The organism is Salinimicrobium flavum, from assembly GCF_042684505.1.
GTDB classification, from domain to species: Bacteria; Bacteroidota; Bacteroidia; order Flavobacteriales; family Flavobacteriaceae; genus Salinimicrobium; species Salinimicrobium flavum.
On the sequence record NZ_JBHULT010000006.1, the window covers coordinates 757,716 to 773,190 of the forward strand.

Genomic DNA, 15,475 nt, shown 5'->3' on the forward strand with positions numbered 1-15,475 from the left:
TTTTTATTTTTTTAATCCGAAGCCGAAAGGTGCTTTTAACTTGCCGGAATCGTACATATTGATGAAAATGGAAACGGTATCTTTTGAATTTTCCCAGGAAACCCTGTAGTTATCCAACATAGCCTTTCCCATAAATCCGTTCTCACTATTGACCGGGCAGCAACTTCCAGCTCTGAAATAGGAGATTTTTTCCCCATTCGGGCCGGTTAGGGCATTCAAATATCTTCTCTCGTTCAGGGGGCCTTCAGAATCTTTAACCCCACCAACTTCCACAGGATTTTCGGGGGTCAATCCATAGGTTTTATCATTTGAAATTTCAGTTATCAGGAATGTATTATAGTCTCTGAGTATTTGTGGCTGAGCAATGGCAGTTTCTTTAGTTGTTCCGCAGGAGGTAAAAATAAACAGTACTCCAAGAAGTGTAATTGTAATTTGTTTTTTCATCTGATTAGTTATTGCCGACGTTCCCGATTAACGCATGTGGCCGGGGACGTGATAGTTTTTAGCCTCAAATACCTTTATTTCAGTAGTTCTGTCAATTTTTCGTCGAGTTTTTCTCCACGTAAATTGCGTCCTATAATAAATCCTTTTTCATTTATTAAAAAGTTATCCGGAATACCGTGAACACCATAAATAAGTTTCGCTTCGTTAGCGCTACCTGCCAGATCACTCACGTGTTCCCAATTTAAGCTATCTGTTTCCACGGCCTTTTTCCAACTGGTTTCGTCTTCATCTAATGAGACTGCGAAAATCTCAAAGCCTTTGGGATTGAACTCCTCATAGGTTTTCACCAGGTTAGGATTTTCCTTTCGACAGGGACCACACCAGGATGCCCAAAATTCAAGAAGTACAGCTTTTCCCTTTAAATCAGAAAGCTTTTGAAGATTTCCATTTATGTCTTTCATTTCAAAGTCTGCAAATTGTTCTCCAATGTCCGGATCTTTATTGAGCTCAATGTATTTTGAGATCTTCTTCCCGTATTCTGAATTTCTATTCTCTTCAGAAAAATTATCAAACAATTCTTTTGTTTTTTCTTTTCCCCAGGTGGTAACATAAACTGCCAGCATTTTTGCACTGACAATACTGTTTGGGTTATCTTCTACAAATTCCATTTCCCTTTTTTGGTGTTCTTGCCTTGGAAGAGAATCCAGGCCTTTCTGTAAATTTTGTGCCAGATTTTCAGTTTCAGAACCTGTGACATTTGCCCGTCTAAAATCAGATTGAGTTTGATTGAATAACATTGGATTGTTCTCTAACCATAAGAACCGGTAATGAGAATAGTCTTTAGTGCGCAACACAACCTGATCTGGTGAACTGGTTAGTCTTGTATTGAAACTGAAAGTGTTATTTTGTACTACTGCTGAATCAATAAGGCTATTGGTGGAAACATGATCTAAATAAAGTACAGTTCCGTTATCAATACCACTGGTGGTGCCCGTTAACTCAAATTCTCCTTGTGGTTTTTCATCGCAGGAAACCAACAATACTGTGAGTATTCCAAAAAATAATTTTTTCATCATGTTTGTTTAGCTTGTTGCCGATGTGTTATATCAATACTGATTTAATTGATCATTATTCCTCAATATGGGATAATAACAACTAATTCTACCCGCGAGGTGTAGGGAAGGAGCAGCGGGTTCGGCTAATATACTGTTAATTTTTTAACAGATTTACGGGAAGCCATAAAAAAGTCTCCTGCATGGGAAGAGATTTTAAGCCGGACAATCAGAGATCAATGGAAGTTATCTTCTTTCCAATTCACCGGATTGTTTTTAATATAATTGGAAATATTATAATATGAAATGTCATTTCTGATTATATGATCATGAAAACGGGTTTGCCATTCAAATTCATATCCAAGTCGATGGGCATGTTTGGTAGTGGCAGATTTATATGATCTTATAATGGTGGAAATGGAATTGGCTTTAGGGGATATTTTTGCCATTTGGGGATTTTTTGGGGGATTTTGCAGGTCCTGTGGAGATTGTGGAGACGTTGCATGCAACGTCTGTACATTCTCCTTCCCATCTTTCTCCTTCCCATCTTTCTCCTTCTCATCTTTCTCCTTCCCTTCTTTATTCTTCAGATCATTTCCATTTTCATTATCTTCAATGGGAATTTCAGGATTATTTAAAATGAGGATGCCATGAATGTGATTGGGCATCACCACAAAAGCTCCCAATTGAACATGTGAAGTGTGGTGAGTGATTTCATGCCACATGATATCTGCAATTATGCCCACAGGAGAAAATTCCATTTTGCCTTTAATGATCTCGCCAAAATAATGCTTTCTATGGGCAGTGCAGATAGTAATAAAATAGGCAGCATTCCATCTGTAATCCCAGTTTTCCAGCCGGGCTGATTTTATGCGGTATTTATTTTTGAAACGATCAGCCATTCTTATTGGTTCTCCCTTCCGAAGGAAGAGTTTTCAATCATCTATTTCATTTTCAATAGTAGCAATGATATCTTTTATCTTTTGTTTTACACCTTCGGACTGCTCATTGGTATAGGCGGTATAACTGATCATTTGCAAGAGGTAATCTTCAAAATCGGGATGTTCTAAAAGAGGTCTGAAGTCGGCCTCGGGCACCAGGGCCTTCATGTTTTCGTATTCCTTCAAGGCGCCCATGGTAAGTTTGGCCCTCAATTCATCATCGTCCAGAAGCACCATCATCATGCGCCCCACCTGGTAATGCTCGGTAAGGAATGGGATGAGACGTTCTTCGGTCAGATTAAATATGGCCACTTCCTCTTCCTTTAATTCACTTAGGGAACTCGAGAAGGCCGAGACTTTATTCCTCAGCTCGAGGTTCTCCAGTAAATACAGTTTACCCGAATTTATCAATTCATTACTAACGCTGAGTTCGGGGTCAAAGGTGGGCCTAATAGAGATCCTGAAAAGATGCGCATCAAGACTGTCAACAGATATAGTGGCCGGATCTTTCTTTTTATATTGCAGCAGACTGAAGCAGGAATTAAGCACCTCATTCCTTATTTCTATCTTGTCCTCGATCTGAGAGAGGTTACTCCTGTACTCTTTTGACAGCTGCGACAGGATTTGCTGCTCCTGCCTTCGATTCTGCCGATCCTGGTTCCAGCTATTGATCTGTAAAGCGATAAGGATCCCAATGACCACAAGGAGTATTTCCCCAACAGCGTACAGCAGGTAAGCGGTGAATTTATTTCGGGTCAATAAGGCCTGTCGAACCTTTCTAAAGATAGTTAGCACGCTTCCAATAGATTGATCCTTTTAAAGATAGAACATAAAATTTAATTGATAATCAGGTTTTTACAAGAACAAAAAAGCCCCTTCATAAGAAGAGGCTTTCAGTATTATATGAGATTCCTCTCCCTACGGGAATCAGATTAAAAATGAAATTAACAGATCTTCATCTCGCATCCATTATTGCAGGTTGAACGGGAAAACAGGTCCTTTCTTTTCAGAAACTGAAACCATAATTCTTTCCGATATCTATACTTTGATTTTTTCTTTATGGATAATCATATTTCAAAACATGTGTGCCCAGGCCCGTCAAATATACCTGCTCCCGATCATGGGACCAGAATATTCCGGTTAAAGGATCGGCCAAAGGTTTCCACATATCTGGGTGATATGCCTCGCCTACAGTTTTCCCTTGATGATTATTTTCAGTCCATTTCATTTGCATTTGCGCATTTATTTCTCCAGGGGCATTAAAGACGGTATGGATGCTTTTGTCAATTTTATCGATTGCAAAGATCTTATTCTGCAAAAGTGAAGCGACCCATATATTTCCATTTTTATCTCTTTCAAGATTATCGGGAGTCAGGATATATGCATAGGGCTTTTTCTCCACGAGCTTATCTTCTTCCCGATCTACCTTAAAACTTGTAATTCTATCCATACGATATTCTGAAATCAACAAATGCTCTTCTTCGGCATCCATGGTTATTCCATTTGCAAAATAAAGACTGTCTGCCATCAACCGGACTTCTTTTTCTGCCCCGTCTGTATTAGATTTTAACCTGTAAACTGCGCCTGAAGGAGTTGAATGATAAAATGCAGCATCTAAAGCCTCGGTTGTGCCCGACTGGTTATTTGCAGACTGTGAGATCCAGATGTCCCCCCGCCTGTCTCGATAAATATTATTGATGCCGTAAGGATGATTGTAAATAAGTTCTGCTTTTTCGGTCTCTGTATTGACGCGGAATAATTCGCCGGAATAAATACAGGATACAAGGACATACTTTTTGTCATCTTCCAGAAAAACCCCTCTAGCCCCGCCGTCTGTATATCCAGCTTCCCTCATGTTACCGAATGGACGGTGTTTACCGTCTTTCCCGATAAGTTGCAAACCATATTCATCATGGGATACAAGAATATTTCCGTCTGGAAGGCCTACTCCATCCTCAGGTACTAAAAGAGAGTCTGATGGGAAGATATGTTCAGATCCATAGGAATAATTCGGAAATGAGGTCTGGTCTGATTGAGGTTTTACCTCAGATTCAGTCTTGGGTTGAGGTTGAGATTCTAAACAAGAAAAGTGAACAAAGAAGGAAAGGAATAAAAAATTTCTTACAATTATTTTCATAAAAAGCTTGTTAGTTTGGTTAGTAAAAAGCCTGTCAACCAATAGATATTCATGAAAAAATAATGAAGGTCAACAAAAGATATATTCAATTCCGGATAGGCATAGAAGGGAGAAAGCCTGGTAGGGAATGTCCGGATACTTTCAATATAATGTTAAATTCTTACAAATAAAAATTTAAAGATTACAAATAAAAAAACCCCTCCAAAAGAGGGGCCTAAAAATTTTGTTCTATTAAAGATTCCTCTCCCGAAGTCTCGGGGTCGGAATGACTGGAGAAAGTCTTACCAGATCTTCACCCGGTTCTCAGGCTTCACATACATTGGGTCACCTTGTTGAATATTGAAAGCTTCGTAGAAAGCATCAATGTTCTGGAGTGGCACGTAAGCTCTGTATTCTCCCGGAGAGTGTGGATCTGTCTTGATCCTGTTCCTTAGGGCTTCTTCCCTCATCTTGGTTCTCCAAACGGTAGCCCAACTCATAAAGAAGCGCTGCTCGGGCGTAAAGCCGTCGATCTCGCCCGGGTTTCCGTGCTCTTCAAGGTGGATCTGAAGTCCGTCGTAGGCGGCATTCACGCCTCCAAGGTCTCCAATGTTCTCACCTAAGGTGAATTTTCCGTTGATATAAACTGAATCCAGCACTTCAATGGCGCTGTATTGGTCGGCCAGTCTTCCGCCCAAACCTTCGAACTGCTCAAGATCCTTGTCAGACCACCAGTTGTTCAGGTTACCTTCAGCATCAAAGCGTGAACCGCTGTCATCGAAACCGTGAGAGATCTCGTGACCTATCACTGCTCCAATTCCGCCGTAATTTACGGCAGCATCAGCCTTATAATCATAGAAAGGTGGCTGCAGAATGGCTGCGGGGAACACGATCTCGTTATAGCTTGGGTTGTAATAGGCGTTCACAATTTGCGGGGCCATGAACCACTCGCTCTTGTCAACCGGCTCTCCCAGCTTCGCCATGTTCTCCTCCACGTTCCATTTGCCGGCATTCAGCATATTCTGGAAGTATGATCCGCCGTCTTCCGGCTTTTCCACCACAAGGCTGCTATAGTCCTTCCATTCATCCGGATATCCAACCTTGATGGTAGTGGTGTTTAGTTTTTGTTTTGCCTTCACTTTAGTGCTGTCGCTCATCCAGCTAAGGTTGTCGATCCTGTTCTCAAAGGCTTTGACCACATTCGCGATCATTTCTTCAGCCTTTTCTTTGGCTTCTGCCGGGAAATGCTCCTCTACATACAGCTTACCAAGGGCTTCCCCAATGGTACCGTTGATGGTAGCCAATGCACGTTCGTTGCGTGGAAGTTGTTCCTGCGCCCCGCGAAGGGTTTGCTCATAGAATTCCCAGTTGGCTCTTTCGATCTCTGTGGTCAACAGGCCTGCGGCGCTATTGAACAGGGTCCATCTAAGGTATTCTTTCCAGGCCTCTACATTATTTTGGGCAAGTACTGTCTGCATGGCTTCCATGTATTTTGGCTGGCTCACGATAATAGTGTCGACCTCTTTGGCGCCTATCTCATTAAAGAAGGTATCCCATTTTACTGCGGGTACTTTTTGTTGCAGTTGGGTAACCGTCATAGGGTTATAAGTTTTACGTGCATCGCGACGCTCTACTTTGTCAAGCCTTGGCTGTGCCATTTTTGTCTCCAAAGCAAGGATGGTCTTCGCGCTCTTTGCAGCATCTTCAGGGGTATCTCCAAGGTACTGAAGCATCCTGGTAATATGAGCCTCGTATTTTTCACGTTTTTCTTTTGAATCGGCATCTTCAGCGACGTAGTAATCCCTGTCTGGCATTCCCAATCTTCCCGGAGAAAGATAAGCTGCGTTCATATTGGAATTCTTGGCATCTGCGCCTACGCCAAAGCTAAAGAATCCGCCGCCGCCATACATATGCATTTCGGTAAGGTATTGCTGCAGGTCTTCTTTGGATTGGATCGCTTCGATCTTTTCAAGGTAAGGCCTCATGGGTTCGATGCCCTGTTCGTTACGGGTCACGGTATCCATAATGGTCTTGTACAGATACACGGCCTTGGCCTGGTCACCCGAAAGGTCTTCACTGGTAGAAGCACTTTCCAGAAGGGCAAGGGCATCGGCATCGGTCTTTTCCCTTAATTCATTGAAACTTCCCCACACCGTCTTATCGGCGGGGATCTCGTTGGTATCCAGCCAGCGCCCGTTAACGTATCTAAAAAAATCTGTACGTGGGGTTACGGTGGTATCCATATTGGCAAGGTTGATCCCCCTGCTTTCATCAGCCTGGGCTATCTCCTTGTCATCTTTGCAACTTGTAACAACAGCGGTTGCTACCAAAGAAACGAGGATCGTTTTGGTCATTCTCTTCATAGTAGTATTAAAAATTAATTGTTTTAAAATAGAAATTTAGGATGGGTTTATTCTTTTTGGGATCTTATTCCGGAGATAAATTTCTCGTCGAATTCCTTTTTCAGGAGGGTAACCTCATCCACATTCTCATTGGGGATCTGGATGGAGAGCACATAATGCCTGATCTTCCAGCTTCCGTTTTCCCAGGTCACTACTCCGGAACCGCGGCAGATACCCATCTGGGTGTCCAGCAATTCATCAAACCAGCCGATCTCCCCATCTTCAGAAAGGAAAATATTTCTTTCAAGAGTAGAAAAGCTCCAGGCTTTTCCCTTCTCAAAATAGGGTTTTGACCACTCCATGAAAGCAGGTTTTTCCCAATTTTCGGTTGGGTCCGTACCAATGAAAACAGATTCTTCGGCCATCATGCCAAAGTAATCTTCATAGTCTGCGCGGGCCGCGGCATCATGCCAGTCGTTAAGCAGGCTGTTGATCTCTTTTTGCTCTGTCTGGGCAAGAGCGATATTTCCGAAGAAAAGGGCGATAAATAATATTCTCAGGGTCTGCATATTAGAAATTTTGCCTAAGATACGCTTTTTCAGGATGTAGAAAACCGTCAGTTCACCGCAATCAGGAAATCATTTATAAGGCTTTTTCCTATCTTATTTTTGGGCACCTTCCTCGGGCTCATCAGGTTGCAGGGAGGTAAATTTTTTGATCGCTGCATTGGGTTCCATGATGTTGTTCCCCTGCCAGAAGTTGGGATTATAGACCCTGAATGTCTCATACTGAAAGTTTCCTGATGCTGTCATTGCCTGGAAAGCTGCATTATCAAGCGGTTGGTTCTCATACACTACCAGCTGGACCTTTTCGACCTGGCTCATGTTTAGACGAAGGTCCAGGTCAAGCTCATTTTGTTTGCGCCTGCCTTTGACGTGCTTGTTCTTTTCAATGATGGTGAGCGGCCGGTCAAGCCCGAAGCTCTCCCCGCGCTCCTGCTCCAGGTAGTTAAGGGTATACTTGTTATTCACGTCCTTTACAAAGATCATCTTGCCGCGGTGTACGTCATCTGCGGTACTTATGCCAAAAAGTTTGAATTTCTTAAGCGGTTTCACATTGCTGAATTCCAGGCGGTGAACCCCGTAATCCAGGGTGTTCACATAGATCTTTCCCTTATAGTCTGCCCCTCGCTTTGGCTCAAAGCTCAACACATAAACAGTGGAATTATCAAGCCAGGCATAACCGTCCAGGCTGAAATTGTACTTGTTGGACTTCTCAAAAAGGTTGAAAGTGATATCCTCTTTCCAAAACATACTACCCAACAGGGAATTTATTTTTTTGGTGGTTCTCTTCTGAAGGTTCTCCTGGTCTTTCGCATGCTCTTCCTCCTTTTCGGCCGGGGTTTTTTCTTTTTTTTCTGCGGAAGATTCTGCAAGTCCCTCCTGAAGTTCTTTGGAATCTACCTTCACCCCGATGATCCCCGAACGTATTTTGAGGTAGGATTTCTCCTTAAGGCTTTGTTTGAAATGCATCTCCAATTGGTCTGTAAGTTCTTCCAGGGAGCGGGTGCTTTGCGGATCATAAAGGTTGGCCGCTTTGATGATCTCCAGTTTCTGACTGTCGTAATTACCATAAAGATCAGCCAGCACCTCCTTATAGGAATCAGACACCTTGGGGATCTTTTGGGAGATCTGGTCCATAAGGTTCTGGTCAATTCCTTCAATGGTGCTTTTATCCACCTCCAGGTCAAACTTTTTTACATAGCTGGTATTGGATTCCCGGTAAAAGACCCTTTTTTTGCTGAGGTCCAGGTCGTAGTTGTTATCGATCTCTTCTTTCACCTTTGCGATGATCTCTTTTGGCGACAGGTTCTTGTTGCTTAGGTAGACTTCCCTGAGCTCAATAGAAGCCGGCTTCAGGTAGACAGTGCCATTGATGATCTCTTCGGGCTTCAGCTCTACCGTCTCATAACCCATAGAAGATATCTTAAGGGAGGATGGTGGGTTTTCCGCAGTAAAACTAAAAACGCCTTCTTCATTGGTGACCACGCCACGATTTTCACCAAAAAGCACGCTCGCATAGGGGATAGGCTGTTTATTCCCGCTATCAAGGACCTGCCCCCTTACCTCCTGTGCATTTACTGCATATATTCCGAAGATGAAAAAAGCCAACAACATTAAAAATCTCATGAAAACAATTTTAAGTTTAGACGTTTTGATTGACATTCTGTTACATTATAGGTAAAAAATAGCCATTGATTAACAAAATACTAACGTAACGGCTTTGGCTGCTCCCTCTTAGATTGTTTAATTTTAGGTAAAAAGCTCATGTTATGACGACATCTATCTGGAAAGCCACTGCTCAAAAATCGAATTTTCCACCTCTGCAAGGTGACATAACTACAGACATTGCCATTGTTGGTGGTGGAATAACCGGGATCACCAGTGCGTACCTACTGGCCCGCTCTGGTCGCAAAGTAGTGGTGCTTGAAAGCGGCGAAGTAGGTGGGGGGACTACCGGTGATTCAACGGGGAACCTCTATTCCATGATAGATAAGCGGCTTCACCATATACAGTCAAAGTGGGACAAAGAAACCGCGGGCAAGGTGGCGCGATCACGTACCGCCGCAGTTGACCTCATCGGGGAGCTGGTGAGAAAGTACAGTATAGATTGTGATTTTAAAAGAGTGCCCTGGTACCTCTTCAGTGAAACCAATAAAAAGGATGAAACCATTGAAAAAGAGATCAAGGCAGCAACAGATTATGGGTTGCAGGTAGAAGAGTTGCAGGAGCTTCCCCTTCCGTTCAGTGTGAGTAAGGCGATTAAAGTTGAAGGGCAGGCGCAATTTAATCCGGCGGCTTTTGTAAAAGGACTTTCTCAAAATATTAATTCAGGAAATTGCAGCATTTACGAGCAATCCCCGGTGCACCATATTGAAAAGGGGGACAAACTGGTACTTTCTACCCCGGCAGGAAAAGTGACTGCCAATAAAGTGATCATGGCCACGCATACCCCCAAAGGTATTTACGCGCTTCAAACTGCCCTATATCCTTACCGGGAATATGCTATCGCTGCCAAATTGCGCTCAGGAGATTTCCCTGACGGGATCTTTTGGGATACCGAGGCTGAAAACCACCAGTCTATGCGGGTTTACCGTAAAAACGGTGAAAATTACCTGCTGTTACTGGGAGGCCACCACAAGGTGGGGCAGGAAGATCATTATGAGAAATTTTTCCAGAGGCTGGAGCAAAAAGCCCGCAAATATTTTGATATTGACCGCATAGACTACAAATGGTCAGCACAGCATTACAAACCTTCAGATGGGTTACCATTCATAGGTGAAAGTGCAGATGACAATATCTTTGTCGCAACGGGTTTCTCTACAGACGGACTTACCTACGGGGTACTTTCAGCAATGATCTTTGATGACCTGCTCAACGACAGGGGGAACAGATGGGCAAAGACCTACGATGCCGGCAGGTTCACTCCCATAAAATCTGCCAAAACCTTTATTAAGGAGAATATCAATGTCGCCAAACAGTACCTTAAAGATCTTCCCGGTAAAAGTGAAGTTGATTCTTTAACTGAGGTAAAACCCGGGGAAGGCAAGGTGATAGAAATAGATAATGAGAAATGGGCGGTGTACCGGGATGATGAAGGTAAAGTTCACAGCCATTCTGCCGTTTGTACTCACATGGACTGTATCGTAGACTGGAATGATGCAGAAAGGACTTGGGACTGCCCCTGCCACGGTAGCAGGTTCAAAACAACCGGGGAAGTGATCGAAGGCCCTGCTTACTCGCCGCTTGACAAAAGGAAAATGATATCAAAAGAATAGCCATGTTAATAACTGCTGTAGTTCTAATATGTATTGCTGTTTTCCTGGGAGCTTATCTGCTCAGTTATGTTTTAAAACAAAAGATACCCCCTAAGGCCATAGTTTTTGCACATGGTGGAGCCGCGGTAATTGGGTTATTGGTTTTATTGACCTATGCCCTTACCACAGCAAGACACCATAAGCACTGGGATAGTATCATTGTGTTCTCCATAGCTGCTATTGCAGGATTATATCTTTTCTCCCGCGATATAAGACATAAAAATGTTCCCAGGTGGCTGGCTGTCGTACACGGAGGGGTAGGACTGGGAGGTTTTACCTGGCTCCTTATTCATGTTCTTAATTAATCAACCTGTTATGATTTTGGTCTTATCCTGTACGGATTGCACTGGGTGGCCTGACTTTAGCACCGGAAGGGCTGCATCGTATGTTAAAAAACCGGCCGAATAAACACGATCTTTAAAAAACTCATTGCCGGGCAGGCATTGCGGGAAGGGTATCCTCTGAACGGGCTCTTTCAAATTCTTCATCAAGTTCCATTTCAAAATCTCCGGGAGCTTTCAGGTAAAGTTCGTTGAGCTGCAGTTTAAAATTATCCCACTCCACGATGAGCTCATTAGCCACCTGGAAAACCTCTGATGCATCCTTTTCTTTTTTTGTGGCGTGCTGGTGCAAGACGTGTGCCTTGGTAAGCAACACATTGGCCCTGGCTTCCACAGCCGGACTCCTCAGGGTGTCTGGAAGTGTGGTATTCAGAGATTCCATGATTTGTAACAGGCTGTTTGAAGTGTCGAGGATATCATTGCCGGTGCCCTTCTTCAGGGATTCCATTTCGTTTTGAGCCGTAATATAAGCCAGCCATTGACTCACCTCGGTCTGGGCTTCAGGCAGGAGGCTGACCCTTCTGTTTGAGGTTACCTGTATTTCTTCGGCAAAACTCATACGACCGGCTTCAGAGTTCTGTTCCCGGTCTGCGGTTTTCTCCTGGCAGCTTATGAAAGCCAATGAAACCGATAATATCAGGAGTATTTTTTTCATTTTTTAAAGGTATGATTTTGTGACATATAAAACTGAAGACCTCCGGATTTTTGAGGAGAAGAAAATCCCTGTTTTTCCAACGGATTTTACAGCTCCTTAATTTCTCAGCCTTTCCTGAATTAGATATCTTTGCCTAACTTAAATTTGACATACTTATGGCTTCAAAGATATTGATTATTGGTGCTTGTGGACAAATAGGCACAGAACTTACCATGGCACTGCGTGAAAAGGTTGGAAGGAATAATGTAATTGCCAGTGATATTAGGGAAGGAAATGAAGAACTTATGGCTTCCGGCCCTTTTGAGATCGCAGATGCCACCAGCTTTGAACAAATAAAAGAATTGGTTGAGAAGTATGGGGTAGACGAGATCTACCTAATGGCCGCCATGCTTAGTGCCACTGCAGAGAAACACCCAATGAAAGGTTGGGCCCTAAACATGGAATCCCTTTTTCATGTTCTGAATCTTGCAAAGGATAAAAAAGTTTCAAAAGTTTTCTGGCCATCGAGTATCGCCGTTTTTGGACCTACTACCCCAAAACAGAACACTCCCCAGACAACCGTTATGGAACCTTCCACGGTTTATGGAATTAGTAAGCAGGCAGGGGAGAGGTGGTGTGAATATTACTTCAATAAATATGGAGTTGATGTAAGGAGTATACGCTATCCCGGTCTAATCAGCTATAAAACGCTGCCCGGTGGCGGAACAACAGATTATGCGATAGAGATCTATCACGAAGCCCTTAAGAACCATAAGTACACCTCCTTTTTAAAGAAAGATGCTGAGCTGCCCATGATGTTCATGGATGACGCTATTAGAGCTACTATCAGTCTCATGGAGGCACCGGCAAAATCGGTGAAGATTCGTTCTTCCTATAACCTCTCAGCCCTTAGTTTCACGCCACATACCCTGGCTGAGTCAATTAAAGCTCACATCCCGGAATTCGAGATAGATTACGCACCCGATTTCAGGCAGGAGATCGCAGATTCATGGCCTTCAAGTATAGATGACTCCCGTGCGCGTGAGGATTGGGGCTGGAAACCTGAATTCGACCTCAGGAAGATGACCTCTGCCATGCTTGAAGGAATAAAAGATGTACATCATGTCTAAAAGGCAAATTAGAGCATAAAAAAAGGTCCTGCATTGCAGGACCTTTTTAATTCGAATAAGAACTCTTTATTATCCATTGATAACACGCACCTGAGCTGCGGTCAATCCTTTTCTTCCTTCTTCTTCAACGTACTCCACTTTGTCACCTTCATTAAGAGTTTCCCCATTTAATCCGGTAACGTGAACGAAGATGTCTCTTCCTGTTTCGTCGTTTGTGATGAATCCGTAACCTTTAGACTCATTGAAAAATTTAACTGTACCTTCCATTGTAAAAAAAATAATAATTAATAAAGTACAAACATACTGGATTATTTGAAACGGTTGTTAATGAAAGTGTTATTTATTTCTAAAAATTTTATTTGGTGATAGTTAGTGTTTATTTCTCTCTTTCATTTTTTTCAAATTTTCATCTGAAAGGGTGTAATCTTTTAATCTTTTTCCTTTCCAGCGATGGTACAGGAACAGGGGCATGAGGATAAAGGTACTTGCCAGTACCGAAATCCCGATTATGCGGTCTCCCAAGGGGAGATTGTCATTCAACCTGTAATAAAAACCAATGGCTATGGCTATGGCTATCAGGAGGGCTATAATTTTAATTATATTACTCATAATTATACGGTTACTTCAATTATCTTTTTCTTACCCGGCATACGGTCTAAGATAAATAAAAAGATCCTGCATGGCAGGATCTTAAGGTTATGATTGAGAAGTGATCTTTAAATTCAACTCTTTTAGCTGCTCATCGTCAATTTTGGAAGGAGCATCTATCATCACATCCCGCCCTGCATTGTTCTTTGGAAAGGCAATGTAATCCCTTATAGTTTCCTGTCCGCCTAAAATTGCAACCAACCTGTCGAAACCGAATGCGATCCCTCCGTGAGGTGGGGCTCCATATTTAAAGGCATCCATAAGGAAACCGAATTGAGCTTTTGCTTCCTCGGGGGTAAAGCCCAGCTGCTTGAACATCATGGACTGGGTTCCTTCATCATGGATCCTGATAGAACCCCCGCCAATTTCATTTCCGTTCAACACAAGGTCATAGGCGTTTGCCCGTACTTTTCCCGGCTCTGTGTCCAAAAGTTTGATGTCCTCAGGTTTTGGAGAGGTGAACGGGTGGTGCATGGCATGGTAACGGTTGGTTTCCTCATCCCATTCCAGCAGAGGGAAATCTACTACCCATAATGGGGCGAATTCGTCTGCTTTTCGCAACCCCATTTCGTTCCCTAAATGCATGCGCAGGGAACTTAACTGTGTTCTGGTTTTATCGGCATCCCCGGCCATCACCAGGATAAGATCTCCGGTTTTGGCTCCTGTTCTTTCTGCCCAGGCCTTAAAGTCTTCTTCTGAATAGAATTTATCAACAGAAGATTTCAGGCTTCCGTCTTCATTGTATTTCACCCAAACCATTCCGTTGGCCCCTACTTGTGGTCGTTTTACCCACTCGATCAATTTATCGATCTCTTTCCGGGTGAAAGACGCGGCTCCAGGAACAGCGATTCCCACTACCAGTTCCTGCTGATCAAAGACGTTGAAACCTTTGTCTTTCGCAAGATCGTTCAGTTCGCCAAACTCCATTCCAAACCTGATATCGGGTTTGTCATTACCGTACTTCTGCATGGCTTCAGCATAGGTCATTCTTGGAAATTCCTTTACTTCCACTCCTTTTACGGCTTTAATGATGTGTGTAGTGAAATCTTCAAAAATATTCAGGATGTCCTCCTGTTCCACGAAAGCCATTTCACAGTCGATCTGTGTGAACTCAGGCTGCCTGTCTGCCCGCAGGTCTTCATCCCTAAAACATTTTACGATCTGGAAATATTTATCCATACCACCCACCATCAGTAATTGCTTGAAGGTTTGCGGGGATTGCGGCAGGGCATAGAACTGCCCTTCATTCATACGGCTTGGCACCACAAAATCACGGGCACCTTCGGGCGTACTTTTTATAAGCACCGGAGTTTCGACTTCGATAAAACCCTGGTCTGAAAGGAATTTCCGTACTTCCATGGCTACCTTACTCCTGAAGATCAGTTTGTTCTTTACAGGGTTCCGACGGATATCAAGATAGCGGTATTTCATTCGCAGGTCTTCACCCCCGTCGGTTTCATCCTCAATAGTGAAAGGAGGTACTTCCGCAGCATTTAAAATATCGAGTTTGGAGACCAGGATCTCTACATCACCGGTAGGCATATTAGGATTTTTAGACACCCTTTCTATCACCGTACCCGTTACCTGAATGACGAACTCACGTCCCAAACGGGAGGCTGTTTTCATCATCTCTTTGGGCGTGCGCTCTTCATCAAATATGAGCTGGGTAACCCCATAGCGGTCCCGAAGGTCAACCCAGATCATGAACCCTTTATCCCTTATCTTTTGAACCCATCCGGAGAGGATGACTTCGCGATCTTTATCTGCTATCCTTAATTCACCACAGGTGTGACTTCTGTACATATTTACCGGTTTTTCAAGAGGCAAAAATAAGAAGAACTGGTGGGATTGAGGATTAGATTGGAAAAAGTTAATGGTAAAAATTTGATGAAGAGCAGGAATGGGTTTAAGAAGGACTATAAACTCAGGGTTAATACCCGGTTATGAGTT

The 15,475-nt window shown here is 43.2% G+C and carries 15 protein-coding genes; 3 read left to right on the forward strand and 12 right to left on the reverse strand.

The window, feature by feature from the left end; all coding sequences use genetic code 11:
• Positions 1 to 3 precede the first annotated feature (3 nt).
• From ACFSTG_RS06880 to ACFSTG_RS06915, 8 genes are all read right to left on the reverse strand, one after another.
• Positions 4 to 444, reverse strand: a complete 441-nt coding sequence (locus tag ACFSTG_RS06880) for a 2-dehydro-3-deoxyphosphooctonate aldolase (protein ID WP_380750105.1) — start codon at positions 442 to 444, stop codon at positions 4 to 6.
• Positions 445 to 518: 74 nt separating this feature from the next.
• Positions 519 to 1,517: a redoxin domain-containing protein gene (locus tag ACFSTG_RS06885; RefSeq protein WP_380750108.1), complete on the reverse strand. Its 999-nt coding sequence runs from the start codon at positions 1,515 to 1,517 to the stop codon at positions 519 to 521.
• Between the two features lie 215 nt (positions 1,518 to 1,732).
• Positions 1,733 to 2,398: a transposase gene (locus ACFSTG_RS06890; RefSeq protein WP_380750111.1), complete on the reverse strand. Its 666-nt coding sequence runs from the start codon at positions 2,396 to 2,398 to the stop codon at positions 1,733 to 1,735.
• Between the two features lie 33 nt (positions 2,399 to 2,431).
• Positions 2,432 to 3,232, reverse strand: coding sequence for a DUF6090 family protein (locus ACFSTG_RS06895; RefSeq protein ID WP_380750114.1), 801 nt, complete (start codon positions 3,230 to 3,232; stop codon positions 2,432 to 2,434).
• A 262-nt stretch (positions 3,233 to 3,494) separates the two neighbouring features.
• Positions 3,495 to 4,574: an SMP-30/gluconolactonase/LRE family protein gene (locus tag ACFSTG_RS06900; protein ID WP_380750117.1), complete on the reverse strand. Its 1,080-nt coding sequence runs from the start codon at positions 4,572 to 4,574 to the stop codon at positions 3,495 to 3,497.
• A gap of 281 nt (positions 4,575 to 4,855) precedes the next feature.
• A complete protein-coding gene (locus ACFSTG_RS06905; protein WP_380750120.1) occupies positions 4,856 to 6,916 on the reverse strand; it encodes a M13 family metallopeptidase in 2,061 nt (686 codons plus the stop codon).
• A gap of 47 nt (positions 6,917 to 6,963) precedes the next feature.
• Positions 6,964 to 7,464 (reverse strand): nuclear transport factor 2 family protein, encoded by a 501-nt coding sequence (locus ACFSTG_RS06910; protein WP_380750123.1) that lies wholly within the window; start codon positions 7,462 to 7,464, stop codon positions 6,964 to 6,966.
• 93 nt (positions 7,465 to 7,557) lie between these two features.
• Entirely contained in the window at positions 7,558 to 9,084 is a 1,527-nt protein-coding gene (locus tag ACFSTG_RS06915) for a carboxypeptidase-like regulatory domain-containing protein (RefSeq protein WP_380750126.1), read from the reverse strand.
• A gap of 143 nt (positions 9,085 to 9,227) precedes the next feature.
• Here ACFSTG_RS06915 and ACFSTG_RS06920 point away from each other — a divergent pair, with 143 nt between their 5' ends.
• On the forward strand, positions 9,228 to 10,733 hold the full coding sequence (locus tag ACFSTG_RS06920) for an FAD-dependent oxidoreductase (protein WP_380750129.1): 1,506 nt from the start codon (positions 9,228 to 9,230) through the stop codon (positions 10,731 to 10,733).
• 2 nt (positions 10,734 to 10,735) lie between these two features.
• Positions 10,736 to 11,077 (forward strand): hypothetical protein, encoded by a 342-nt coding sequence (locus ACFSTG_RS06925; protein WP_380750132.1) that lies wholly within the window; start codon positions 10,736 to 10,738, stop codon positions 11,075 to 11,077.
• 121 nt (positions 11,078 to 11,198) lie between these two features.
• On the opposite strand, the gene ACFSTG_RS06930 is transcribed toward ACFSTG_RS06925, so the two are convergent.
• Complete coding sequence (locus ACFSTG_RS06930) at positions 11,199 to 11,768, reverse strand: hypothetical protein (RefSeq protein WP_380750135.1); 570 nt, start codon at positions 11,766 to 11,768, stop codon at positions 11,199 to 11,201.
• Positions 11,769 to 11,923: 155 nt separating this feature from the next.
• On the opposite strand from ACFSTG_RS06930, the gene ACFSTG_RS06935 reads away from it, so the two are divergent.
• Positions 11,924 to 12,877 carry an NAD-dependent epimerase/dehydratase family protein gene (locus tag ACFSTG_RS06935; RefSeq protein ID WP_380750138.1) on the forward strand — a complete coding sequence of 318 codons (954 nt, stop codon included), beginning with the start codon at positions 11,924 to 11,926 and terminating at the stop codon, positions 12,875 to 12,877.
• Positions 12,878 to 12,946: 69 nt separating this feature from the next.
• Here ACFSTG_RS06935 and ACFSTG_RS06940 read toward each other — a convergent pair whose 3' ends face one another.
• From ACFSTG_RS06940 to aspS, 3 genes are all read right to left on the reverse strand, one after another.
• The gene (locus ACFSTG_RS06940; protein ID WP_380750141.1) at positions 12,947 to 13,144 is read right to left on the reverse strand and encodes a cold-shock protein; all 198 of its coding nucleotides are present in this window, start codon (positions 13,142 to 13,144) and stop codon (positions 12,947 to 12,949) included.
• A gap of 102 nt (positions 13,145 to 13,246) precedes the next feature.
• Entirely contained in the window at positions 13,247 to 13,486 is a 240-nt protein-coding gene (locus tag ACFSTG_RS06945) for a hypothetical protein (RefSeq protein WP_380750144.1), read from the reverse strand.
• 87 nt (positions 13,487 to 13,573) lie between these two features.
• A complete protein-coding gene (gene aspS, locus ACFSTG_RS06950; protein ID WP_380750147.1) occupies positions 13,574 to 15,328 on the reverse strand; it encodes an aspartate--tRNA ligase in 1,755 nt (584 codons plus the stop codon).
• Positions 15,329 to 15,475 lie beyond the last annotated feature (147 nt).